This is a genomic window from Pseudomonas sp. UME65, assembly GCF_014170225.1.
Lineage (GTDB): Bacteria > Pseudomonadota > Gammaproteobacteria > Pseudomonadales > Pseudomonadaceae > Aquipseudomonas > Aquipseudomonas protegens.
This window is the reverse complement of the sequence record NZ_LZZQ01000018.1, coordinates 50,731-70,759: the sequence shown is the minus strand read 5'-3', so window position 1 is coordinate 70,759 and position 20,029 is coordinate 50,731. Positions and strand designations below refer to the sequence as shown.

21 protein-coding genes are annotated in these 20,029 nt (G+C 62.2%); 17 read left to right on the top strand and 4 right to left on the bottom strand.

Annotated features, from left to right (window positions below):
* Positions 1–31: 31 nt before the first annotated feature.
* Together A9971_RS31470 and A9971_RS31465 are read right to left on the bottom strand one after the other, a co-directional pair.
* On the bottom strand, positions 32–373 hold the full coding sequence (locus A9971_RS31470; RefSeq protein ID WP_011063557.1) for a zinc ribbon domain-containing protein YjdM: 342 nt from the start codon (positions 371–373) through the stop codon (positions 32–34).
* A gap of 121 nt (positions 374–494) precedes the next feature.
* The gene (locus tag A9971_RS31465) at positions 495–1,463 is read right to left on the bottom strand and encodes a polyprenyl synthetase family protein (RefSeq protein ID WP_011063556.1); all 969 of its coding nucleotides are present in this window, start codon (positions 1,461–1,463) and stop codon (positions 495–497) included.
* A gap of 378 nt (positions 1,464–1,841) precedes the next feature.
* Here A9971_RS31465 and rplU point away from each other — a divergent pair, with 378 nt between their 5' ends.
* The 5 genes from rplU (at position 1,842) to A9971_RS31440 (ending at position 5,651) form a co-directional block, all read left to right on the top strand.
* Complete coding sequence (rplU, locus tag A9971_RS31460) at positions 1,842–2,153, top strand: 50S ribosomal protein L21 (protein ID WP_003228361.1); 312 nt, start codon at positions 1,842–1,844, stop codon at positions 2,151–2,153.
* Between the two features lie 35 nt (positions 2,154–2,188).
* Entirely contained in the window at positions 2,189–2,446 is a 258-nt protein-coding gene (rpmA, locus tag A9971_RS31455; protein WP_003228360.1) for a 50S ribosomal protein L27, read from the top strand.
* A gap of 195 nt (positions 2,447–2,641) precedes the next feature.
* A complete protein-coding gene (gene cgtA, locus A9971_RS31450) occupies positions 2,642–3,865 on the top strand; it encodes an Obg family GTPase CgtA (protein ID WP_183001040.1) in 1,224 nt (407 codons plus the stop codon).
* Between the two features lie 186 nt (positions 3,866–4,051).
* Positions 4,052–5,170 carry a glutamate 5-kinase gene (gene proB / locus A9971_RS31445; protein ID WP_077934802.1) on the top strand — a complete coding sequence of 373 codons (1,119 nt, stop codon included), beginning with the start codon at positions 4,052–4,054 and terminating at the stop codon, positions 5,168–5,170.
* A gap of 19 nt (positions 5,171–5,189) precedes the next feature.
* Positions 5,190–5,651: a CreA family protein gene (locus A9971_RS31440; protein ID WP_011063552.1), complete on the top strand. Its 462-nt coding sequence runs from the start codon at positions 5,190–5,192 to the stop codon at positions 5,649–5,651.
* A 116-nt stretch (positions 5,652–5,767) separates the two neighbouring features.
* Here the strand turns inward: A9971_RS31440 and rpsT are convergent, their stop codons facing one another.
* Complete coding sequence (rpsT, locus tag A9971_RS31435; protein ID WP_007924739.1) at positions 5,768–6,046, bottom strand: 30S ribosomal protein S20; 279 nt, start codon at positions 6,044–6,046, stop codon at positions 5,768–5,770.
* A 252-nt stretch (positions 6,047–6,298) separates the two neighbouring features.
* On the opposite strand from rpsT, the gene murJ reads away from it, so the two are divergent.
* The 6 genes from murJ (at position 6,299) to ispH (ending at position 13,755) form a co-directional block, all read left to right on the top strand.
* Positions 6,299–7,837, top strand: coding sequence for a murein biosynthesis integral membrane protein MurJ (murJ, locus tag A9971_RS31430; protein WP_011063551.1), 1,539 nt, complete (start codon positions 6,299–6,301; stop codon positions 7,835–7,837).
* Positions 7,838–7,965: 128 nt separating this feature from the next.
* Entirely contained in the window at positions 7,966–8,910 is a 945-nt protein-coding gene (gene ribF, locus A9971_RS31425; protein WP_011063550.1) for a bifunctional riboflavin kinase/FAD synthetase, read from the top strand.
* Positions 8,911–8,923: 13 nt separating this feature from the next.
* Positions 8,924–11,755 (top strand): isoleucine--tRNA ligase, encoded by a 2,832-nt coding sequence (gene ileS / locus A9971_RS31420; RefSeq protein ID WP_019093996.1) that lies wholly within the window; start codon positions 8,924–8,926, stop codon positions 11,753–11,755.
* Positions 11,748–12,260, top strand: coding sequence for a signal peptidase II (lspA, locus tag A9971_RS31415; protein ID WP_011063548.1), 513 nt, complete (start codon positions 11,748–11,750; stop codon positions 12,258–12,260). The genes ileS and lspA overlap by 8 nt, the downstream gene beginning before the upstream one ends.
* Positions 12,253–12,705 carry an FKBP-type peptidyl-prolyl cis-trans isomerase gene (gene fkpB, locus A9971_RS31410; RefSeq protein ID WP_011063547.1) on the top strand — a complete coding sequence of 151 codons (453 nt, stop codon included), beginning with the start codon at positions 12,253–12,255 and terminating at the stop codon, positions 12,703–12,705. Before lspA ends, fkpB begins: the two co-directional genes overlap by 8 nt.
* Before the next feature lie 102 nt (positions 12,706–12,807).
* The gene (ispH, locus tag A9971_RS31405) at positions 12,808–13,755 is read left to right on the top strand and encodes a 4-hydroxy-3-methylbut-2-enyl diphosphate reductase (protein WP_183001039.1); all 948 of its coding nucleotides are present in this window, start codon (positions 12,808–12,810) and stop codon (positions 13,753–13,755) included.
* On the opposite strand, the gene A9971_RS31400 is transcribed toward ispH, so the two are convergent.
* Positions 13,756–14,280, bottom strand: a complete 525-nt coding sequence (locus tag A9971_RS31400) for a GspH/FimT family protein (RefSeq protein ID WP_072452997.1) — start codon at positions 14,278–14,280, stop codon at positions 13,756–13,758.
* 131 nt (positions 14,281–14,411) lie between these two features.
* Between A9971_RS31400 and A9971_RS31395 the strand changes: the two genes are divergently transcribed.
* Genes A9971_RS31395 through A9971_RS31370 form a run of 6 tightly spaced genes read left to right on the top strand, consistent with a single transcriptional unit; the run spans position 14,412 to position 19,977 of the window.
* Entirely contained in the window at positions 14,412–14,882 is a 471-nt protein-coding gene (locus A9971_RS31395) for a GspH/FimT family protein (protein ID WP_183001038.1), read from the top strand.
* Positions 14,879–15,322, top strand: coding sequence for a type IV pilus modification protein PilV (gene pilV / locus A9971_RS31390; protein ID WP_072444995.1), 444 nt, complete (start codon positions 14,879–14,881; stop codon positions 15,320–15,322). The genes A9971_RS31395 and pilV overlap by 4 nt, the downstream gene beginning before the upstream one ends.
* On the top strand, positions 15,319–16,029 hold the full coding sequence (locus A9971_RS31385; protein WP_183001037.1) for a prepilin-type N-terminal cleavage/methylation domain-containing protein: 711 nt from the start codon (positions 15,319–15,321) through the stop codon (positions 16,027–16,029). Before pilV ends, A9971_RS31385 begins: the two co-directional genes overlap by 4 nt.
* Positions 16,029–16,511, top strand: a complete 483-nt coding sequence (locus A9971_RS31380; RefSeq protein ID WP_233447094.1) for a PilX N-terminal domain-containing pilus assembly protein — start codon at positions 16,029–16,031, stop codon at positions 16,509–16,511. Before A9971_RS31385 ends, A9971_RS31380 begins: the two co-directional genes overlap by 1 nt.
* Complete coding sequence (locus tag A9971_RS31375) at positions 16,498–19,560, top strand: pilus assembly protein (protein WP_183001036.1); 3,063 nt, start codon at positions 16,498–16,500, stop codon at positions 19,558–19,560. The genes A9971_RS31380 and A9971_RS31375 overlap by 14 nt, the downstream gene beginning before the upstream one ends.
* A 15-nt stretch (positions 19,561–19,575) precedes the next feature.
* Entirely contained in the window at positions 19,576–19,977 is a 402-nt protein-coding gene (locus A9971_RS31370) for a type IV pilin protein (RefSeq protein ID WP_015637084.1), read from the top strand.
* The last annotated feature ends 52 nt before the right edge of the window (positions 19,978–20,029 follow it).

The window sequence follows — 20,029 nt, the reverse complement described above, 5'->3', positions numbered from 1 at the left end:
CCCTCTCGCGGCGGGCGCGAGAGGGGGGGATTCAGACCTTGCGGACGAACTCGGACTTGAGTTTCATCGGGCCGATACCGTCGATCTTGCAGTCGATGTCATGGTCGCCATCGCACAGGCGGATGTTCTTGACCTTGGTGCCGACCTTGACCACCAGCGAGGTGCCCTTGACCTTGAGGTCCTTGATCACGGTAATGGTGTCGCCGTCTTGCAGCACGTTGCCCACCGAATCTTTCTTCACGGCTTCATCGGATACGGCTTCGGCTTCACCGCTGGCGGACCACTCGTGGGCGCACTCAGGGCAGATCAGCTGGGTGCCGTCCTCGTAGGTGTATTCGGAATTGCATTTTGGGCAGGGTGGCAAAGTGCTCACTTAAGCTCCTCAAAGTCAGGATGGCTAAAAAGCGCACATTGTATAGGGTTTTGTGGGCGAGAGGGGGCGAAGGGGGGCAGGGCAACGAGCCGGCTCCTGTGATGAGCAGGAGCCGGGCTGTTTAGTGGGTGCGGGCGACGGCGAATTCGCTCAGTTCCACCAGGGCATCGCGGTACTCGCTCGGTGGCAGGGCTTCCAGGCAAGTGATGGCGCGCGCGACGTAATCGCGGGCCAGTTGTGCGGTGTAGTCCAGGGAACCCGAGGCCTCGACGGCGGCACGGATGCTTTCCAGATCTTCGATGCCGCCTTTCTGGATCGCCTGGCGAACCAGGGCTGCCTGCTCCGGTGTGCCTTCGCGCATGGTGTAGATCAGCGGCAGCGTCGGCTTGCCTTCTGCCAGATCGTCACCGACGTTCTTGCCCAGGGTCTCGGCATCGCCGCGGTAGTCCAGCAGGTCGTCCACCAGTTGGAAGGCCACGCCCAGATGGTCGCCAAAGGTGCGCAGGGCTTCGGCCTGTTCCTCGGTGGCGCCGGCCAGTGCGGCGGCGCTGTGGGTCGAGGCTTCGAAGAGCATCGCGGTCTTGCCGCGGATGACTTCCATGTAGGTTTCTTCGGTGGTGCTGGCGTCACGCACCTTGGAGAGCTGCAGGACTTCGCCTTCAGCGATGATCCGGGTGGCCTGGGACAGGATGCGCATGACCGGCATCGAGCCGAGCTCGACCATCATTTCGAACGAGCGCGAGTACAGGAAGTCGCCCACCAGTACGCTGGGAGCGTTGCCCCACATGGCGTTGGCGGTTGAGCGGCCACGGCGCATGCCGGACATGTCGACCACGTCGTCATGCAGCAGAGTGGCGGTGTGCAGGAATTCGATGGTGGCGGCCAGCAGGCGCAGGTCGTCGCCTTCGCGGCCCAGGGCCTTGCCGCACAGCAGCACCAATAAAGGACGCAGGCGCTTGCCTCCGGCCGAGGTGATGTAATCGCCGATTTTGGAAACCAGCGGAACTCGGGAGGTCAGCTGTTTCTTGATGATGCCGTCGACGGCGCTAAAATCGTCCGCCACCGCGCGGTAGAAAGCTTGGGGTTGCATCAGCGACAGGTGCTCCAGAAGGGTTGCGCGGCATGCTAGGACCCACGTCCGCGGGTGTCAAGGCGCGGTCCCGCACGGCTAAAGCCCCGACGGGCTGTAATTTGTCAGGGTAAAACACTGGGGTATAGTCGCGTGCTGCCATTAAACCCAGGTTTCAGGGGGTTAGGTCCCCGGCGCCAGGGCTGGCAGCGTTGTCCGACGTGGCCTGAACGGCACTTGCAAGGCCATTGAGCCTTGCGTACAATCGCGCACCCTGAACTTCCTGGGCAGCACCTGCCTTACGCAATTGCACTTGGGCCGTTCCAGCCCCATGCAGCCATGCCAGCCAATACCTCTTCTTATAAAGAGCTGGGTGAGCAGGATTATCGGAGAAATACCATGTACGCAGTAATCGTTACCGGCGGTAAGCAATACAAGGTCGCTGAAGGTGAATACCTGAAGATCGAAAAACTGGAAGTCGCTACTGGCGAATCCGTGACTTTTGACCGCGTTCTGTTGGTCGCCAACGGCGACGACGTGAACATCGGCGCACCTGTTGTTGCTGGCGCAACCGTCAAGGCTGAAGTGATCTCCCAAGGTCGTCACGATAAAGTCCGCATCATCAAGTTCCGTCGCCGTAAGCACCACATGAAGCGTATGGGCCACCGCCAGTGGTTCACCGAGATCAAAATCACCGGTATTCAGGCTTAATTTCAGCCTAATTCCTCACTAGGAGAATTGAACTCATGGCACACAAAAAAGCTGGTGGTAGTACCCGTAACGGTCGCGACTCAGAAGCCAAACGCCTTGGCGTGAAGATGTATGGCGGCCAGGTCATCAAGGCCGGCAACATCATCGTGCGTCAGCGCGGCACCCAATTCCACGCTGGCTACGGCGTTGGCATGGGTAAAGATCACACCCTGTTCGCGAAAATCGAAGGCGTGATCAAGTTTGAAGTAAAAGGCGCCTTCGGTCGTCGTTACGTGAGCGTCGTCGCAGCTTAATTGCGCGATCGCTGGAAAAGCCCTGTCTCGCGACGGGGCTTTTTCGTTTGTGGGATGAGTCTCTTGCAAAACTGTTTGTACGAGCTGCCAGCGTTGGATGTTTCGGTCGTTGATTGAGGTCGCTGCGCTCATTTTTGCAAGAGTCTTATGTCTTAGTGCTTTTCAGCTCGCCCGTGTGGCGAGAGGCGTTTGAACATGAAGTTTGTTGATGAAGTATCGATTCGAGTAAAGGCTGGCGACGGCGGCAATGGTTGCATGAGTTTCCGTCGGGAAAAGTTCATCGAGAACGGTGGTCCCAACGGTGGTGATGGTGGTGATGGCGGCTCGATCTACATGGTCGCCGACGAAAACCTCAATACCCTGGTGGACTACCGCTACACCCGGCACTTCGATGCCGAGCGCGGCTCCAACGGCGGCAGTACCGACTGCACCGGCAAGAAGGGTGAGGATCTGGAGCTGCGGGTTCCGGTCGGTACCACGATCATTGATGCGGGCACTCAGGAAGTCATTGGCGACCTGACCAAGGCTGGCCAGCGGTTGATGGTGGTGCAGGGCGGCTGGCACGGTTTGGGCAACACCCGTTTCAAGTCCAGTACCAACCGTGCGCCGCGCCAGACCACTCCGGGCAAGCCGGGTGAGCAGCGTGATCTCAAGCTGGAGCTGAAGGTGTTGGCGGACGTGGGTCTGCTGGGCTTGCCGAATGCGGGCAAAAGTACCTTTATCCGCTCGGTGTCCGCGGCCAAGCCGAAGGTGGCCGATTACCCGTTCACCACCCTGGTGCCGAACCTGGGTGTGGTCAGCGTCGATCGCTGGAAGAGCTTCGTGATCGCCGACATTCCGGGTCTGATCGAGGGGGCTTCCGATGGTGCCGGCCTGGGGATTCGCTTCCTCAAGCACCTGGCGCGTACGCGTATCCTGCTGCACCTGGTGGACATGGCGCCGCTGGATGAAAGCAGCCCGGCGGATGCGGCAGAGGTGATTGTCAATGAGTTGATGAAGTTCAGCCCGTCCCTGGCCGAGCGCGAGCGCTGGCTGGTGCTGAACAAGTCCGATCAGATCCTCGAGGAAGAGCGCGAAGAGCGGGTCAAGGAAATCGTTGATCGCCTGGAGTGGGCGGGGCCGGTATACGTGATCTCGGCCATCTCCAAGGATGGTACCGAGCGCCTGAGCCGCGACATCATGCGTTACCTGGAGGATCGTGCCGATCGCCTGGCAGCCGACCCTGCCTATGCCGACGAGTTGGCTGAGCTGGATCAGCGCATCGAAGACGAGGCGCGTGCCCAGTTGCAAGCCCTCGACGATCAGCGTGCTCTGCGCCGCAGTGGCGTGAAGAGTGTCCATGACATCGGTGATGATGACTGGGACGAAGAAGACGTTGACGATGAAGATGGTCCGGAAATCATTTACGTCCGCGACTGATTCGGCAGGAGTGGGCTTGCCCCGCGAAGACGGTTTATCTGGCAGGGTGCGGTGTTATCATCGCAGCCAAGCCAGCTTCCAAGGCGCCGCTCATTTGAGCGGCGTTTTGGTGTCTGCAGGATACAAATACGAATAACCCCATGAGTGGCGCTCGGTCGCGTCGCTCGCTGGCAAAGGTTGAATAAGATGCGGAGCAAGGTGACAGGTGCGCAGCGCTGGGTTGTTAAGATCGGCAGTGCGCTGCTGACGGCGGACGGCAAGGGGCTGGATCGCACGGCAATGGGTGTGTGGGTGGAGCAGATGGTGGCCTTGCATGAGGCCGGCGTCGAGCTGGTACTGGTTTCCTCCGGTGCTGTAGCGGCCGGCATGAGCCGCCTGGGCTGGACCGCACGACCGAGTGCGATGCATGAGTTGCAGGCCGCTGCGGCCATCGGCCAGATGGGGCTGGTGCAGGCCTGGGAGTCGAGCTTTGCCGAGCATGGTCGGCATACTGCACAGATTCTCCTGACCCATGACGACCTCTCCGATCGCAAGCGCTACCTCAATGCTCGCAGTACCTTGCGTGCCCTGGTGGAGCTCAAGGTGATCCCGGTGATCAACGAGAACGACACCGTGGTGACCGACGAGATCCGCTTTGGCGACAACGATACTCTGGCGGCGCTGGTGGCCAACCTGGTTGAGGCTGATCTGCTGGTGATTCTTACCGACCGTGACGGCATGTTCGATGCCGACCCGCGTAACAATCCTGATGCCCAGCTGATCTATGAGGCGCGGGCCGACGACCCGGCGCTGGATGCGGTGGCCGGTGGTACGGGTGGTGCGCTGGGGCGTGGCGGCATGCAGACCAAGTTGCGTGCGGCGCGGCTGGCTGCGCGTTCCGGGGCGCATACGATCATCGTTGGTGGGCGTCTGGAGCGCGTGCTGGACCGCCTCAAGGCTGGCGAGCGCATCGGCACCTTGCTGTCGCCGGAGCGCGGCATGCTGGCGGCGCGCAAGCAGTGGCTGGCCGGGCATCTGCAGACCCGCGGCACCCTGGTGCTGGATGAGGGGGCGGTGTCGGCTCTGTCCCAGGGTAACAAGAGCCTGTTGCCGGTGGGGGTCAAGCAGGTCCAGGGTGGTTTCCGGCGTGGTGAGATGGTGGTGTGCGTAGCGCCGGATGGTCGTGAAATTGCTCGTGGCCTGGCCAACTACAGTGCGCTTGAGGCGCAGAAGATCATTGGTCAGCCGTCCGACGCTATTGTCGGTGTCCTGGGGTATATGGCGGAGCCTGAACTGGTACACCGCGATAACCTGATTCTGGTGTAAGTGGCGTAAGGAAAAGCGTATGCGCGTAGCAAAAGGATTGTTGGGCTTGCTCTTGGCGATGCCGTTCATGGCTTCGGCCGAGGAGATTGGCCAGGTGTCCACGGTGTTCAAGTTTGTCGGGCCGAATGACCGGATCGTGGTCGAGGCGTTCGATGATCCGAAGGTCGATGGGGTGACGTGCTATCTGTCGCGAGCCAAGACGGGTGGGCTCAAGGGTGGCCTGGGCCTGGCGGAAGATCGTGCGGAAGCCTCCATTGCCTGTCGTCAGGTGGGGCCTATTGCGTTCAAGGGTGAGCTCAAGGATGGCGACGAGGTATTCAAGGAGCGCACCTCGCTGGTATTCAAGACCATGCAGGTGGTGCGTTTCCTGGATAAGAAGCGCAATACCCTGGTGTACCTGGTCTACAGCGATCGCCTGATCGAGGGCAGTCCGCAGAATGCGGTGACGGCTATCCCGATCCTGCCCTGGCCGCACCCGTAACGGAGTTTCTCCTGGCATGCTGGCCCTCTGTTGAAGGCGGGGCTGGTTTGCCGGGTGGGTAAATCGCGGGCAATAAAAAACCGACCCTTGGGTCGGTTTTTTAACAAGCGTGTCGCTTAGGCTGCAGCAGCAAGGTTCAGAGCCTTGATGTGGCCATTCAGACGACCTTTATGGCGAGCAGCCTTGTTCTTGTGGATGATGCCTTTATCGGCCATGCGGTCGATAACTGGCACAGCCAGAACATAAGCAGCTTGCGCTTTTTCAGCGTCTTTTGCGTCGATGGCTTTAACTACATTCTTGATGTAGGTACGAACCATGGAACGCAGGCTGGCGTTGTGGCTGCGACGCTTCTCAGCCTGTTTTGCACGTTTTTTGGCGGAAGGTGAGTTGGCCACCGTCGAGCTCCTCGAAAGACTTTTTGGGAAATAGCAAACAAAATAGGCCGCGAATCATGCCGATGAGTTGAAGTCTTGTCAAGGGCGGGTGATGCGTTCCGCTGAGTGGTCGATCTGAAGAGGCGGGATATTTATTTCCGGCGCTTGACCTGTAAACTCGCGAGCTTTGGCTCTGTGCTGTTGCGGCGCGGAGTATCGCATAAGTGGGTGTCTTTTCGCCTGCTGTTTATCTACAAGGCGCAAAACCTTTTCATGAACCTGCTCAAGTCGTTGGCCGCCGTCAGCTCTATCACGATGCTTTCCCGGATACTGGGGTTTGTGCGTGACACCATCATCGCGCGCACTTTCGGTGCCGGGATGGCCACCGATGCCTTCTTCATTGCCTTCAAGCTGCCCAACCTGCTGCGGCGCATCTTTGCCGAAGGAGCGTTCTCCCAGGCGTTCGTGCCGATCCTGGCGGAATACAAGAGCCAGCAGGGGGAAGAGGCGACCCGTACGTTCATTGCCTATGTCTCGGGTCTGCTGACCCTGGTCCTGGCGCTGGTGACGGCTTTGGGCATCATCGCCGCGCCCTGGGTGATCTGGGCCACGGCACCGGGGTTCGTCGACTCTCCGGAAAAGTTCGCCCTGACCTCTGACCTGTTGCGGGTGACCTTTCCTTATATATTGCTGATCTCGCTGTCGTCTCTGGCCGGGGCAATCCTCAATACCTGGAATCGTTTCTCGGTGCCGGCCTTCGTGCCGACCCTGCTCAACGTCAGCATGATCATTTTTGCGGTGTTTCTCACGCCGTACTTCGATCCGCCAGTGATGGCTCTGGGCTGGGCGGTGCTGGCTGGTGGCCTGGCGCAGTTGCTGTATCAGCTGCCGCACCTGAAGAAGATCGGCATGCTGGTGCTGCCACGCCTGAACCTGCGGGATACCGGGGTCTGGCGGGTGATGAAGCAGATGCTGCCGGCGATTCTCGGGGTTTCGGTGAGCCAGATCTCGTTGATCATCAACACCATCTTCGCCTCTTTCCTGGTAGCCGGTTCGGTGTCGTGGATGTATTACGCCGACCGCCTGATGGAGCTGCCGTCCGGTGTGCTGGGGGTGGCGCTGGGCACCATTCTTCTGCCGACCCTGGCCAAGACCTACGCCAGCAAGGACCGCCACGAGTATTCGCGGATTCTCGATTGGGGCCTGCGCCTGTGTTTCATCCTGGTGCTGCCGTGCTCCCTGGCCCTGGGTATCCTCGCCGAGCCGCTGACGGTGTCACTGTTCCAATACGGTGAGTTCAGTGCCTTCGATGCGTCCATGACCCAGCGTGCGCTGGTGGCTTATGCCGTGGGTTTGCTGGGGATCATCGTGATCAAGGTGCTGGCGCCGGGCTTCTATGCGCAGCAGAACATTCGTACACCGGTGAAAATCGCCATCTTTACGCTGATCGTCACCCAACTGCTCAACCTGGCCTTTATCGGCCCCCTGAAACACGCGGGCCTGGCCCTGGCCATCAGCGCCGGGGCCTGTATCAACGCCGGCCTGCTTTTCTACCAGTTGCGCAAGCAACAGATGTTCCAGCCGCTGCCAGGGTGGGGGCGGTTCACCTTGAAGTTGCTGTTGGCGGTCGCGGTCATGTCCGCGGTATTGCTGGGCCTGATGCATTTCATGCCGGCCTGGGATCAAGGCCACATGCTCCAGCGGTTCCTGCGCCTGGGCGTGCTGGTGGTGGCTGGGGTGGTGGCATATTTCGGCATGCTGGCGCTGCTGGGCTTCCGTTTGCGCGACTTCAATCGCAAAGCCTTGAACTGACGGCTGTTTAGTCGCCAGGGCAGGGCAGGCATCGGTTTTGTCGGATCAACCACATTGGGTGCGGTGCTGCCTGTCGTCGGCCGCCGGGTGTGGTTATAATCGACCACTTTATGAGCAAGAAGCGCGTTATGCAGCTGGTTCGAGGCCTCCACAATCTGCGCCCCCAGCATCGGGGCTGCGTCGCCACTATTGGCAACTTTGACGGTGTTCACCGTGGTCACCAGGCTATCCTGGGCCGGCTGCGCGAACGTGCGCTCGAGTTGGGCGTGCCCAGCTGCGTGGTGATTTTCGAGCCCCAGCCGCGAGAATTCTTTGCCCCTGAGACGGCTCCGGCGCGTCTGGCCCGCCTGCGGGACAAGCTGCAGTTGCTGGCTGACGCCGGTGTCGACCGGGTGCTGTGCCTGGCCTTCAACCAGCGCCTGAGCAAACTCAGCGCCAGCGAGTTCGTCGAGCGAATCCTGGTGGATGGCCTGGGTGTACAGCACCTGGAAGTGGGTGATGACTTCCGCTTCGGTTGCGACCGGGTCGGTGATTTTGACTTCTTGCAGCAGGCCGGAGCCACCCACGGCTTTACCGTGGAGGCGGCGCAGACCGTCGAGCTCGACGGCCTGCGGGTGAGTAGTACCCAGGTCCGCAATGCCCTGGCCGCCGCCGATTTCGATCTGGCCGAGCGCCTGCTGGGTCGCCCGTACCGCATTGCCGGGCGGGTGTTGCACGGCCAGAAACTGGCGCGCCAGTTGGGTACGCCCACTGCCAATGTGCAGTTGAAGCGCCGTCGCGTGCCGCTTTCCGGGGTGTACCTGGTGAGCGTCGAGCTCGATGGCAGGACCTGGCCCGGCGTCGCCAATATCGGCGTGCGGCCCACGGTTGCAGGTGATGGCAAGGCCCACCTGGAAGTACATCTTTTAGATTTTGCCGGCGATCTGTATGACCGGCGTTTGACGGTGGTTTTCCACCACAAGCTGCGTGAAGAGCAGCGTTTCGCCTCCCTGGAGGCGTTGAAGACGGCGATCAATGCGGATGTTGCCGCCGCCCGTGCCCAAGTGGCACGTATCCATAGCGCCAATCGCTAATGAAGAGCCTTAAATGACCGACTATAAAGCCACGTTAAACCTTCCGGACACCGCCTTCCCAATGAAGGCCGGCCTGCCTCAGCGCGAACCACAGATTCTGCAGCGTTGGGACAGCATTGGCCTGTACGGAAAGTTGCGCGAGATTGGCAAGGATCGTCCCAAGTTCGTACTGCACGACGGTCCTCCCTATGCCAACGGCTCGATTCACATCGGTCATGCGGTCAACAAGATTCTCAAGGACATGATCATCCGCTCGAAAACCCTGGCGGGTTTCGACGCGCCTTACGTTCCTGGCTGGGACTGCCACGGTCTGCCGATCGAGCACAAGGTCGAGGTGACCCACGGCAAGAACCTGTCCTCGGACCAGACCCGCGAGCTGTGCCGCGCCTACGCTTCCGAGCAGATCGAAGGGCAGAAGGCCGAGTTCATCCGCCTGGGTGTGCTGGGCGACTGGGCCAATCCCTACAAGACCATGAACTTCGCCAACGAGGCCGGCGAGATCCGTGCCCTGGCGGAAATGGTCAAGGGCGGCTTCGTGTTCAAGGGCCTGAAGCCGGTGAACTGGTGCTTCGACTGCGGCTCGGCCCTGGCTGAAGCAGAAGTCGAGTATCAGGACAAGAAGTCCGCGACCATCGACGTGGCCTTCCCGGTCGCCGACGAAGCCAAGCTGGCCGGCGCCTTCGGCCTGGCCAAGCTGGCCAAGCCTGCTGCCATCGTGATCTGGACCACCACCCCCTGGACCATCCCGGCCAACCAGGCGCTGAACGTACACCCTGAGTTCAACTATGCCCTGGTCGACACCGGCGCACGCCTGCTGGTGCTGGCCGAAGAGCTGGTGGAATCCTGCCTGGCCCGCTACAACCTGGAAGGCTCGGTGATTGCCACGGCTCCAGGTTCGGCCCTGGAACTGATCAATTTCCGTCATCCGTTCTACGATCGTCTGTCGCCGGTGTATCTGGCCGAATACGTGGAGCTGGGTGCCGGCACTGGCGTGGTTCACTCGGCCCCGGCCTATGGTGAAGACGACTTCGTGACCTGCAAGCGTTATGGCATGGTCAACGACGACATCCTCAACCCGGTGCAGAGCAACGGTGTCTACGCGACATCGCTGGAGTTCTTCGGCGGCCAGTTCATCTGGAAGGCCAACCCGGCCATTGTCGACAAGCTGAGCGAAGTCGGTGCGCTGCTGCACACCGAAACCATCAGCCACAGCTACATGCACTGCTGGCGCCACAAGACCCCGCTGATCTATCGCGCCACCGCGCAGTGGTTCGTTGGCATGGACAAGCAGCCGGCAGCCGGCGACACCCTGCGCCAACGCGCCCTGCAAGCCATCGAAGACACCCAGTTCGTACCGGCCTGGGGCCAGGCACGCCTGCACTCGATGATCGCCAACCGCCCGGACTGGTGCATCTCCCGCCAGCGCAACTGGGGTGTGCCGATCCCGTTCTTCCTGAACAAGGAAAGCGGCGACCTGCACCCACGCACTGTCGAGCTGATGGAAGAAGTGGCCCAGCGCGTCGAGCAGGAAGGCATCGAGGCCTGGTTCAAGATGGACGCCGCTGAGCTGCTGGGCGACGAAGCCGCCCAGTACGACAAGATCAGCGACACCCTGGACGTCTGGTTCGACTCCGGCACCACTCACTGGCACGTGCTGCGCGGTTCGCACCCCATGGGCCACGAAAGCGGTCCGCGGGCCGACCTGTACCTGGAGGGCTCCGACCAGCACCGTGGCTGGTTCCACTCGTCCCTGCTCACCGGTTGCGCCATCGACAACCACGCGCCGTACCGCGAACTGTTGACCCACGGCTTCACCGTGGACGAGAACGGCCGCAAGATGTCCAAGTCCCTGGGCAACGTGATCGCGCCACAGAAGGTCAACGACACCCTGGGTGCCGACATCATGCGCCTGTGGGTCTCGGCCACCGACTACTCCGGCGAGATGGCGGTTTCCGATCAGATCCTGCAGCGCAGCGCCGACGCCTACCGGCGGATCCGCAACACTGCGCGTTTCCTGCTTTCCAACCTGAGCGGCTTCAACCCGGCCACCGACCTGCTGCCGGCCGAAGACATGCTGGCCCTGGACCGTTGGGCCGTGGACCGTACCTTGTTGCTGCAGCGCGAGCTGGAGCTGCACTACGGCGAATACCGCTTCTGGAACGTCTACTCCAAGGTGCACAACTTCTGCGTGCAGGAGTTGGGCGGCTTCTACCTCGACATCATCAAGGACCGCCAGTACACCACCGGCGCCAACAGCAAGGCGCGCCGCTCGGCGCAGACCGCGCTGTACCACATCTCCGAAGCGCTGGTGCGCTGGATCGCACCGATCCTGGCCTTCACCGCCGATGAGCTGTGGGAATACCTGCCGGGCGAGCGTAACGAATCCGTGATGCTCAACACCTGGTACGAAGGCCTGACCGAATTGCCCGCGGACTTCGAACTGGGCCGCGAGTACTGGGAAGGCGTGATGGCCGTCAAGGTTGCGGTGAACAAGGAGCTGGAAGTTCAGCGCGCGGCCAAGGCCGTCGGTGGCAACCTGCAAGCCGAAGTCACCCTGTTTGCCGAGGATGGCCTGGCCGCTGACCTGGCCAAGCTGAGCAACGAACTGCGTTTCGTGCTGATCACCTCGACCGCCAGCCTGGCCCCGTTTGCCCAGGCACCAGCGGACGCCGTGGCCACCGAAGTACCGGGCCTCAAGCTCAAAGTCGTCAAGTCGGCCTTCCCCAAGTGCGCCCGTTGCTGGCACTGCCGTGAAGACGTCGGCGTGCACCCTGAGCACCCGGAAATCTGCGGTCGTTGCGTAGACAACATCAGCGGAGCAGGCGAGGTCCGTCACTATGCCTAACGCCGCAGGCCGTTTCGGCCGTCTGGGCTGGCTGTGGTTGAGCGTGCTGGTCCTGGTCATCGACCAGGTCAGCAAGCTGCACTTCGAAAGTTCGCTGAGCATGTACCAGCAGATCGTGGTGATCCCGGATTACTTCAGCTGGACCCTGGCCTACAACACCGGCGCCGCCTTCAGCTTCCTCGCCGACGGCTCCGGCTGGCAGCGCTGGCTGTTCGCCCTGATCGCGATTGCGGTCAGTGCGGTGCTGGTGGTCTGGCTCAAGCGTCTGGGGCGCAATGAAACTTGGCTGGCCATCGCTCTGGCGCTGGTGCTGGGCGGGGCCCTGGGTAACCTGTACGACCGCATCGCCCTGGGCCATGTGATCGATTTCATCCTGGTGCACTGGCAGAACCGCTGGTACTTCCCGGCATTCAACTTCGCCGACAGTGCCATTACCGTTGGCGCGGTGATGCTGGCCCTGGATATGTTCAAGAGCAAGAAAACCGGAGAAGCCGTTCATGACTGAACAGGTATTGACTGAACAACGCATCGGTCAGAACACGGAAGTCACTTTGCATTTCGCATTGCGCCTGGAGAACGGCGACACCGTAGACAGCACGTTCGACAAGGCCCCGGCGACCTTCAAGGTCGGCGATGGCAACCTGCTGCCAGGGTTCGAGGCGGCGCTGTTCGGCTTCAAGGCCGGCGACAAGCGCAACCTGACCATCGAACCGGAAAACGCCTTCGGCCAGCCCAACCCGCAGAACGTGCAGGTCATCCCGCGTTCGCAGTTCCAGGACATGGAGCTTTCGGAAGGCTTGCTGGTGATCTTCAACGATGCGGCGAACACCGAGTTGCCAGGTGTGGTCAAAACTTTCGATGACGCGCAGGTGACCATCGATTTCAACCACCCGCTGGCCGGCAAGACCTTGACCTTCGACGTTGAAATCATCGACGTCAAAGCGCTTTAAAAGCATCGCCGGCATGCCGTCTTCTATTATCCAGGAGCCGGCTGCCGGCGATCCGCTGTCTACAACGATCTAACTTCTTGCGCGCAAGACACGAGGCACAGCATGCAAATCAAACTCGCCAACCCCCGTGGCTTCTGCGCCGGCGTGGACCGGGCGATCGAAATCGTCAATCGCGCCCTGGAAGTCTTCGGGCCGCCGATCTACGTCCGGCATGAAGTGGTGCACAACAAATTTGTCGTCGAAGACCTGCGCAATCGTGGAGCGATCTTCGTCGAAGAGCTGGACCAGGTGCCGGATGATGTCATCGTCATCTTCAGCGCCCACGGTGTTTCCCAGGCGGTGCGCAGCGAGGCTGCAGGTCGTGGCCTCAAAGTGTTCGACGCCACCTGCCCGCTGGTGACCAAGGTGCATATCGAAGTGGCGCGCTACAGCCGCGACGGCCGTGAATGCATCCTGATCGGCCACGCTGGCCACCCCGAGGTCGAAGGCACCATGGGCCAGTACGACGCCAGCAATGGCGGCGCCATCTACCTGGTGGAAGACGAAAAGGATGTGGCCGAATTGCAGGTGCGCAACCCCGAGCGCCTGGCATTCGTGACCCAGACCACCTTGTCCATGGATGACACCAGCCGGGTGATCGATGCCTTGCGCACGCGCTTTCCGGCCATCGGCGGGCCACGCAAGGACGACATCTGCTACGCCACACAGAACCGTCAGGACGCGGTCAAGCAACTGGCCGACGAATGCGACGTGGTGCTGGTGGTCGGCAGCCCCAACAGCTCCAACTCCAACCGCCTGCGCGAGCTGGCCGAACGCATGGCCACCCCGGCCTACCTGATAGACGGTGCCGAAGACCTGCAGCGCAGCTGGTTCGATGGTGTGGAGCGCATCGGCATTACCGCCGGCGCCTCGGCCCCGGAAGTGCTGGTGCGTAGCGTGATCCAGCAACTGCAGGCCTGGGGTGCCACCGGCGCCGATGAGCTGGCCGGCCGCGAAGAAAACATCACCTTCTCCATGCCCAAAGAGCTGCGGGTTCGCTCGCTGCTCTGATCAGCCGACGCCTGCACACAAGGCCTGCTCGGCGTTTTCACTGCGCAGGCTGACCCTCCCGCTACGTGACAGCACCACTTGATGGCGGCTGTACTCCTGGCCTGCCTGGCAGACATGGAGTGTTCCGGCCTGGAAGGCGCCACTGGGCAGCAGCGGATGGCCCAGGGCACTGAAGCGCACGAAGTGCTGCACCGGGCGATTGCCCACGATCAATACCTGCCCACTGCCTTGGCGCTCGATCAGTTGCGGGTTGCGTGCGTCCTGGGCGCCCTTGCCGCTGATATCCAGGATGATCCTCCAGCCCCGGCTCCAGTCGTCCTCCAGACCATGGATCAGGACCGTGCGCTGGTGCAGGATCGCTGCCGCCCGGGCGTTGCGCAGGCCACTGGCAAGCATCTGCGCGGCGTCCTGCTGGCGATTGGAGCGCAGCAGCTCACTCATGGCGCTACCGGAAAGCGGCAGCAGCAGGGCCAGCAGAACCAGTGCGGTCAGCAGTTCTATCAGGCTGAAGCCTTTCTCATGCATGGGGTCTCCCTCCCTGGGGACGACGGTTTCACGCAATCCGTGCGTGTTCATTGAGCAAATGGCCAAAGCGCCGGTCTATGGAGGGTCCGGGCGCTTGCCTGTTATAGCCGATGACACTTCCAAGGCCGGCCATGAATTTGCATACAAAGGGTTTCACCTTGCTGGAATTGCTCGTCGCCCTGGCGATCGCGGCCCTTCTTCTGGGCCTGGTGGTACCCGCCTATCGCACCACCGTGCAGCGAGTGCGTGCCGACACCGAGATCAATCAACTACGTCAGGCCCTGGCTTACGCGCGGTTGGAAGCGATCAATCGCCGCCAGAGGGTCGGGATTCGCCCGGCTGCCAAGAACGCTCCCTGGAACGGCGAATTGATGGTGTATGCGGGGCAGGACCCCGGAGGCAATGTATTGCGGGTTGTTCCAGCCATCAGTCCGGGCGCCACCCTGACGCTAACCTCAGATGACCACAGCATCGATTTCAATCGCCTCGGCGGCTTGGCGGCCAGTGATGCGCTGCACATCGTCTATGGACTGGACCAGCAGCGGCGGGTGATCAGTGTCTGTCTCAATGGGCGGGTGATAGCAGCGGAGAACTGCGGATGAACGTGCGGGATGCACAGGATGGCATGACCCTGATCGAGGTGCTGGTGGCGCTGTTGATACTGGCGGTGGGCCTGCTGGGGGCGGCGGCGGTGCAGATCAAGGCGCTGCAGTACACCGACAGCTCGCGGATGACCACCCAGGCCAGCTTTATCGCCTATGACATGCTCGACCGGATCCGCGCCAACGCCGCCGCCGACTACAGCGTGGCGATACCGGCCGAGGGCAACCCGGGCAATGTGCGGGATCAGGACCTGTACGACTTCGCCGCCAATATCGCGAGCTTCGCCGGCCCCAGCGGCAAGGGCAGCATCAGCGTCAAGCAGCATGTCTACACCATTCGCATCACCTGGGACGACTCCCGTGCCGAAGGCCGGGGGGGCAGCCTGCGTAGCCTGGAGCTCAGCAGCCGGGTTGCAGCGCAACCGGGAGGCTTGCCGTGAACCGGGCCGATAGTGGCTTCGGCCTGGTGGAGATGATGCTGGCACTGGCGTTGAGCCTGGTGCTGGTACTGGGGGTGGCCCAGGTATTCATTGCGGCGAAGAACACCTACCAGAGTCAGAGCGCTGCCGCCTACCTGCAGGAGGATGCTCGCTTTGTCCTGAGCAAGATGCTTCAGGAAATCCGCATGGTGGGGCTGTTCGGTTGCCTGCGGACCATCAGTGATGCCAGCACGGCACGGGAGTTCTCGCACTATGCGGCGACGCCGATCCAATGGGACAACGCCGAGCAGAAACTGACCCTGATCACCGCCGATGTCGGGGGCGATGGCGGCACGCCGACCTGGAGCCTGGTCAGCGACTGCCAGCACAGCGCCGTAGCCTATTCAGGCGCTCATCGAGGGGCCGGCGCTGAGCAGGTGTTCGCCCTGCGCCGGCTGTTCTACAGCCTGAAGAATCGCCAGTTGCTGCTGGGCAGCGGCCTTGGCAAGCAGCAAGCGGTGCTGCTGGACAACGTCGAAGCCTTTGATGTGAGTTTCGGCATGGCCCGTTCGGCCACCGACATTGCCGCCTCCAGCTACAGTCGCAACCCGTTGGACCCGGAACGGATCCGCAGTGTGCGCTTGCGCCTGACCCTGGTCGACCCCCATGACCGCGTGCGCCCGCAGACCTATAGCGTGGTCGCGGCCCTGCGCAACAGGTTGCCCTGATGACGCGCTTGCGAGGTCGGGTTCCTCTCGGGCAGCGGGGCATGGCGTTGCTGGTCAGCCTGGTGTTCCTGTTGCTGCTGACCCTGATCGGGCTCTCGTCGCTGCAGAACGCCACCCTGCAGGAAAAAATGGCCGCCAGCCTGGCTCTGCACAACCGCGCATTCCAGGCCGCCGAAGCCGCGCTGCGGGTGGGGGAGAGTGCGGTGCAGCAGGATGATTTTCGCTTGCCGGTATGTGCCAGCCCTGCTCAGTGTGCGCCTCCCGCCGAATCAGCGCTGGTCAAGGCTCCTGGAGTCAATGCTGCTTCGGCGGTGCTGTGGATCGCTAGCGGCTCTGGCTTCTACGGGGTGCAGAACCTCGGTGTTTCACAGGATGCGGTGAATGTGCCGAGCAATACTCCAGCCACCTTGTATCGCGTGACCGCTGTCGGTCTGGCCGGGCAATCGCGCAGTGTGCTGGAGAGCATCTATGCCAAGTATTGATCGGGGCATGCGTCGGCCCGGCTGGCGAAGCCTGGGCGCGCTGCTGCTGAGCCTGTTGCCGGTACCTCTAGCCATGGCGTTCAACCCTGCCAGCACCCCGCTTCTTGGTGCCGCGGCGGTGGCGCCGAACGTGATGCTGGTGCTGGATGACTCCCTGGGCATGAACAGCATTGTCCATGCCCGGGAGTTCGATCCGCTGCTCGCCCGGGCTGCGGTCTGGCGCTGTGCCGGAGTGGGGGGCGAGTGTGCTCGGGGTGAGCGGCTTGCAGGCCCGGCGATTGCCTTGTCCAGCCTCGGCGAATCGGGGTGCCGGGCAGGCTTTCACAGCTTCCATGATCCCGAGCGTGGGGTGCGCTGCCTGAAGCTGCCGGACCCGGTTGGGGCGGGAAATACGCTGTACTCCGCGGACTACCTGTCCTGGCTACTGGCGCAGGCCAAGGGACGGGAGCGAGACTTCACTGACGGTTCCATTCCCAACGACTACCGGATGAATGTGGCTCGGCGGCTGGCCACGGCCCTGGTTACCCGGTATCGCTGGCTGCGCCTGGGGTTGGCCACCTTCAACCCGCCGGCCCCGGGTGATCCGGGCCCTGGGGGTTACATTGCCCGTCCCATCAGTGACCTGTCGGCCATTGAAGGCGCTGTGAGCCCGGCCCAGGCCGAGGCCAATTACCAGGCCCTGCTGGCGACAATCAACGGCCTCAAGGCCGGCGGTCATACGCCGTTGGCGGAAACCTACTACGAGATCACCCGCTATCTGCGCGGCATGGTGCCGTACTACAACCTTTCACCGGCGCTCTACAGCAGCCCCATTCAATACCGTTGCCAGAAGAACTACGGAGTGGTGATCAGTGCCGGCGCGGCGGATCACGATACTCAGTTCCCGTTCAACGACCCTTTGGGGGCGGGGCGCCTGCCCAACTGGGACGGGATCGGCAACGATGGTGGCGAGCGCGATGGGCAGACTCTATTCCTCGATGACCTGGCCAAGTTCGCCTTCGATATCGACTTGCGTGGCCCAGGAGTGGATGAGGCCGGGAAAAGCTGGGCGGCGGTGGATTTCCCCCGTCAGTACCTGAATACGTTCACGGTGGGTTTCCAGGCCCACAATCCTCTGCTGATGGGTGCTGCGGACTACGGCCAGGGTGAGTATTTCCAGGCCCGCAGCAACCTTGATGGCGTGCTGGCAGGCGTTCTGGGCGAAGGCGTAGCCAGTGCCGTGACTGCCGGCAGTGGTGTACTGGATGCCGCCAGTGGTCGTTATTACCAGAGCCAGTACGACCCGGTCGATTGGCATGGCACGATCCGCGCCTACGGCATCGACAATCAGGGCCGAGTGGCTGTCGGTTCGCCGTTGTGGAGCAGCGATAGTGGCGTGGATGGTGCCGGCGCGGCGGTAATCCATGAGACCTGGAACACTGCCAGCCGGCGTCCGGTGAGCCTGGCCTACGGCAACTTGTCCACCGCTCAGCGTGGCGAACTTGAGCAGTCGTTGCCTGCAGGTGTCAGTGGCGCCGAGCTATTGGACTGGAGCCAGGGCCGCTCCGTGAGCGGGCTCAGGGAGCGCCGCTATCAGTTGGGAGATATCGTCAATTCGCCGCTGGTGCTGGCAACTGCCGGGCAGCGCAGTGCTGTCGATGGGGCTGCCGGGGGCGACTACAGCCGCTACCTGGCACAGAAAGCCACGGCCATGGCGACGCGCTTGTTGGTGAACAGCAATGACGGGTTGTTCAATGTGCTGGACCCGGCCAGCGGTGAGCGCCTCTATGGCTACATGCCCTCCAGCGCGTTGGGCGCCCTGGCGCAGGTCGCCGATCCCGGTTATCGGCGGGGCGAGCGCCATCGCTATCTGGTGGATGGTCCCCTGGCGGTGTTCGATGGGCAGCGGGGCGGTGCCTGGCAAACCCTGGCCCTGGGGGGCGTCGGGGCGGGCGGCAAGAGTTTCTTTGCAGTGCGTCTGTTCGACGCCGTGCACGGCAATACGCCTGGCGCCTTGTGGGAAATCGGCGCTCCTCCCGAGCCGGACCGCAATCATCCTTTCAATGACCTGGGGTATGCCTATGCCCGCCCACAGGTAGCGCGCTTGGCCGATGGTCGCTGGGCGGCCTTCATCGGCAATGGCTACGGCAGCCATTCCGGGGTGGCAGCGCTGTATGTGGTGGACCTGAATGATGGCTCGCTGATTCGCGAGATCGCCATTGACGACCAGCCTGACAATGGCCTGTCGTCCGTCACCCTCAAGGTCAATGCACGCAATGAAGTGCAGGCGGCCTATGCGGGCGACCTCAAGGGGCGACTGTGGAAATTCGAGCTGTCCGGCAACGATAGCGCCAGCTGGCATCTGGCATTTGCCGGGCAGCCCTTGTTCCGCACCGCGGGAGGCGCCAGCCAGCCGATCAGCGTACCGCCGCGCCTGCTCGATCATCCCCGTGGTGGCCAATTGGTGCTGTTCGGTACGGGCAAGCTCAACGAGACCCGGGACAAGCAAAGCCGGGCGCGCCAGGGATTCTATGGCGTGTGGGACGCCGAGGGCGGTCCTGGGGGCATTGGCGAAAGTCAGTTGCAGGTGCAGCACCTTGAGGCCGGGTTCAGCGCGGCGGCCAGCAGTTTCCTGCGCAGCACCCTCAACGAGGTGCGTTATCCGGCGCAGCGCGGCTGGTACCTGCCCCTGGTACAAGGTGGCCTGGCAGCCGGCGAGCGGGTGCTCAACGAGGCGACCCTGGTGGCCGGTAGGGTGGTGTTCAGCACCCTGCAACTGGAGCCCGACGACCCTTGTTCGAGTGCCGGCAGTGGGAAATTGATCGAGCTGGAGGCGTTCAGCGGTAAGATGCTCGACGCTGCGGTGCTCGACACCAATGGCGACGGGGTCGTGGATGACCAGGACCAGCCCTCCAGCGGCGTGCGCTACGTCGGCACCGTGCCCAGCCTCGGCGGAGTTGCCAGCAATGGCGCCCGCAAGATCATCAATGACTCCAGGGGTGGCATCAGCACCCTGGTGGAAAGGCCCGGCGGTGGCAGCCGGCGCATCCTGTGGCGACAAATCCAGTAAGCGAGATTCTTGACCATGCGCAGATCCAACCAAGGTTTTACCCTGATCGAAATCATGATCGTGATTGCGATCATCGGTCTGGTCCTTACCTTGAGCCTTCCCAGCATCACCGAATACGTGAAAAAACCGCACCGCAGTGAAATCGCGGTACTGCTTACCGAGCAGGCGCAGCAGCTTGAACGGCATTTCTCCAAGGCTGGGGTCTACAGCAACGCCCCGGACCTGAGCGCTGGCAATGAGTACTACAGCATTGCCGCAACCCTGACCGATACCGGCTTCTCCTTGACCGCGACCCCGAAGGACGATGGGCTGATGGCGGCGGACAAATGCGGCAGTTTCAGCATCGACCAGACCGGCGCGACCCGCATTAGCGGCCAGGCCGAAGGGCTGACCGCCAAGGATTGCTGGGGGCGCTGAGCACCTGATTCGGGCCGCGGCGCCCACTGTCTTTCTCATGATTGGATCGGAC

Excerpts from the sequence above, each read along its gene's own strand:
- A9971_RS31465 (WP_011063556.1), bottom strand. The coding sequence starts at position 1,463 with ATGCAACCCCAAGCTTTCTACCGCGCGGTGGCGGACGATTTTAGCGCC.
- rplU (WP_003228361.1), top strand. The coding sequence starts at position 1,842 with ATGTACGCAGTAATCGTTACCGGCGGTAAGCAATACAAGGTCGCTGAA.
- rpmA (WP_003228360.1), top strand. The coding sequence starts at position 2,189 with ATGGCACACAAAAAAGCTGGTGGTAGTACCCGTAACGGTCGCGACTCA.
- cgtA (WP_183001040.1), top strand. The coding sequence starts at position 2,642 with ATGAAGTTTGTTGATGAAGTATCGATTCGAGTAAAGGCTGGCGACGGC.
- proB (WP_077934802.1), top strand. The coding sequence starts at position 4,052 with ATGCGGAGCAAGGTGACAGGTGCGCAGCGCTGGGTTGTTAAGATCGGC.
- A9971_RS31440 (WP_011063552.1), top strand. The coding sequence starts at position 5,190 with ATGCGCGTAGCAAAAGGATTGTTGGGCTTGCTCTTGGCGATGCCGTTC.
- murJ (WP_011063551.1), top strand. The coding sequence starts at position 6,299 with ATGAACCTGCTCAAGTCGTTGGCCGCCGTCAGCTCTATCACGATGCTT.
- ribF (WP_011063550.1), top strand. The coding sequence starts at position 7,966 with ATGCAGCTGGTTCGAGGCCTCCACAATCTGCGCCCCCAGCATCGGGGC.
- ileS (WP_019093996.1), top strand. The coding sequence starts at position 8,924 with ATGACCGACTATAAAGCCACGTTAAACCTTCCGGACACCGCCTTCCCA.
- lspA (WP_011063548.1), top strand. The coding sequence starts at position 11,748 with ATGCCTAACGCCGCAGGCCGTTTCGGCCGTCTGGGCTGGCTGTGGTTG.
- fkpB (WP_011063547.1), top strand. The coding sequence starts at position 12,253 with ATGACTGAACAGGTATTGACTGAACAACGCATCGGTCAGAACACGGAA.
- ispH (WP_183001039.1), top strand. The coding sequence starts at position 12,808 with ATGCAAATCAAACTCGCCAACCCCCGTGGCTTCTGCGCCGGCGTGGAC.
- A9971_RS31400 (WP_072452997.1), bottom strand. The coding sequence starts at position 14,280 with ATGCATGAGAAAGGCTTCAGCCTGATAGAACTGCTGACCGCACTGGTT.
- A9971_RS31395 (WP_183001038.1), top strand. The coding sequence starts at position 14,412 with ATGAATTTGCATACAAAGGGTTTCACCTTGCTGGAATTGCTCGTCGCC.
- pilV (WP_072444995.1), top strand. The coding sequence starts at position 14,879 with ATGAACGTGCGGGATGCACAGGATGGCATGACCCTGATCGAGGTGCTG.
- A9971_RS31380 (WP_233447094.1), top strand. The coding sequence starts at position 16,029 with ATGACGCGCTTGCGAGGTCGGGTTCCTCTCGGGCAGCGGGGCATGGCG.
- A9971_RS31375 (WP_183001036.1), top strand. The coding sequence starts at position 16,498 with ATGCCAAGTATTGATCGGGGCATGCGTCGGCCCGGCTGGCGAAGCCTG.
- A9971_RS31370 (WP_015637084.1), top strand. The coding sequence starts at position 19,576 with ATGCGCAGATCCAACCAAGGTTTTACCCTGATCGAAATCATGATCGTG.